The sequence below is a fragment of the Ureibacillus chungkukjangi genome (assembly GCF_003217295.1).
Lineage (GTDB): Bacteria > Bacillota > Bacilli > Bacillales_A > Planococcaceae > Ureibacillus > Ureibacillus chungkukjangi.
Genome location: NZ_QJTJ01000067.1, coordinates 1 through 2,436 on the forward strand (window position 1 = coordinate 1; position 2,436 = coordinate 2,436).

Sequence of the window (2,436 nt, forward strand, 5' to 3'; positions counted from 1 at the left end):
TGTTTATGGCATCATAAAAATGTAAGCTATGGCATTTAATTTGTGCAGAAGGGCCGTAGGCCCTGCACAAATTAAAAAACCACTTGTCAACATTCCAAAATACACATACACTTCCTGTTGGGACAAACAAGCGCAGGAGGTATTAAGGAGATGTTGGCAGTGGCCGAAATTAATTATATCAGACATGAGGTAAACAAAAAAGACAGTAACTATTCGGAGATTGGAAAGAGACTTGGAAGAGATCCTAGAACAGTTAAGAAGTATGCAGAACAGGATGATTTTAGTCCTGTAGAAAAAATCAAACAAGACAGACCATCTCCAGTGATGGATCCTATTAAACATATAGTAGATGAATGGTTACTAGAAGATTTTAAACAAAAGAAAAAATTCCGTAGAACTGCAAAGAGAATTTGGGAGCAATTAAAAGAGGAATTTGATTTTAAGGGTTCTGATCGAACAGTAAGAAACTACATATCCCAACGAAAAAAAGAATTGTTAAATGAAGCGAGTCAAGCAGCATTATCGCTAGAGAGCAAACCTGGGTCAGCCCAAGTGGATTTTGGAGAAGCTCCGTTTAAATATCAAGGGGAACAGATAACTCTACCCTATCTGGTTCTTTCTTATCCATATAGTAATTCATTTTATTTTCAGGTATTCCCTGCTCAAAACAAAGAGTGTTTTTTAGAAGGATTAAAGCGGATTTTTCACCATATGGGTGGTGTTCCAAAAACAATTAGATTCGATAATCTTTCAGCTGCCGTAAAGAAGATATTGCCAAATGGCGAACGGCAGTTAACAGAGGAATTTCAGAACTTCGTTCTACACTATGGGTTCGAAAGTGAGTTTTGTAATCCTAATAGTGGGAATGAAAAAGGTCATGTGGAAGCAATGGTGAAGTATGTGAGAAACAATTATTTATTGCCTGGTCTACACGTACTGAACTTAGACGAACTTAATAAGACATTGTGGGAAAAAGCTGAGAAGGATCGTGAGAGAAACCATTATGAAAAGGAATCTTTCATCTCCCAGCTGTTTGAAGAGGATCGGAAAGCCTTTTTGGTTTTACCAAGTAAGGAATACCAATGCATCAGATACGAAACAGTAAAAGCCGATAAGTACGGCTATATTAAAGTGGAAAAAAATCTATATTCTACTTCACCAAGATATGCTTTAAATAAGGTTCTAATTCGTATTTCATATAATTCGATTGATATTCTTACAGATGATTATCAACTAGTCGTTAGCCATGCGCGACTCTATGGTCAATATAGAAAATCGATTAATTGGCAGCCATACTTAAATCTAATGGCCAAACGTCCAATGGCACTTAAATATACTAGTTTCTATGAGCAGTTACCACAAGAGTGGCAAACGTATTTTAATTCATGTACTTCTTCTGAAAAATCAGAGGCCCTGAAGTTATTAGGTACAGTGATGAAAGATTATGATTTTAGTAAAATTACTGAAGCGCTGAAGATTGCATTAGAGCATGGTCATCCTTCGGTTGAATCAATTAAACAAGTATTCTACCAACTAATTAATGGTCGAGGGATACGCGAAGAAGTACATCTCCAAAAGTCATTGCCTATTATGCCGGAGGCTACTAGAGGTCTACAGCATTATAATCAGCTTCTAAAAGGAGCTGAAATAAATTGAGTACGCAGATTCAAGAATTCGCTAAACGATTGAAATTAAGTTGGATTAGAGAGCATTATCAAGAGATAGAAGCCACATCAAATGAAGAGTATTTACTGAAGCTTTTTGAAAAAGAAATTGAGCAACGAGAAGAACGAAAAACAAATCTTTTACTTACACAAGCAAGCTTACCTAAAGTCAATGGGAAACCTTTTGATTGGAAGGACATTGTCCTAACAGCAGGACTAAGTAGTGAAGACCTATTAAATGGAGTATTCATGGAGCAGCAAGAAAATCTAATTTTCTATGGGGGTGTAGGTGCAGGTAAAACCTATTTAGCTACGCTAATTGGATTGAATGCCATACAAAGGTATGGCAAAGCTGTTAAATTCTATACAGCGGCATCATTAGTTAATCGATTATTAGAAGCAAATGAAAAAGGTAATCTCAATAAGCTTTTTAAGCAAATAGAGAAATTGGATCTTTTGATTTTGGATGAGTTAGGTTACATTCCTCTTCACAAACAAGGGGCTGAATTATTGTTTCAGGTTATTTCGATGTGTTATGAAACGAAAAGCATCATAATCACGACAAACCTTCAATTCGGTCAATGGAATCACGTTTTTGGGGATCCAATATTAACGGAGGCAGTAATTGATCGACTCATCCATCATTCGCATTTGATTGTATTTAAAGGCGATAGTTATCGTTATAAGGAGTCAATTATTCAGAATTAAATTTCGTTGGCAAGTGGTTACATTTTTGATTGCCGTTTAATGCATTTTTTGCTTGCCAAATACA

General features: G+C 36.0%; 2 protein-coding genes. Both read left to right on the plus strand.

The features are described from left to right. Nucleotides 1-150: 150 nt before the first annotated feature. On the plus strand, nt 151-1,656 hold the full coding sequence (istA, locus tag BJ095_RS18700; protein WP_036179326.1) for an IS21 family transposase: 1,506 nt from the start codon (nt 151-153) through the stop codon (nt 1,654-1,656). Continuing rightward, nucleotides 1,653-2,372 (plus strand): IS21-like element helper ATPase IstB, encoded by a 720-nt coding sequence (gene istB, locus BJ095_RS18705; RefSeq protein WP_036179323.1) that lies wholly within the window; start codon nt 1,653-1,655, stop codon nt 2,370-2,372. The genes istA and istB overlap by 4 nt, the downstream gene beginning before the upstream one ends. Nucleotides 2,373-2,436 lie beyond the last annotated feature (64 nt).

Excerpts from the sequence above, each read along its gene's own strand:
- istA (WP_036179326.1), top strand. The coding sequence starts at position 151 with ATGTTGGCAGTGGCCGAAATTAATTATATCAGACATGAGGTAAACAAA.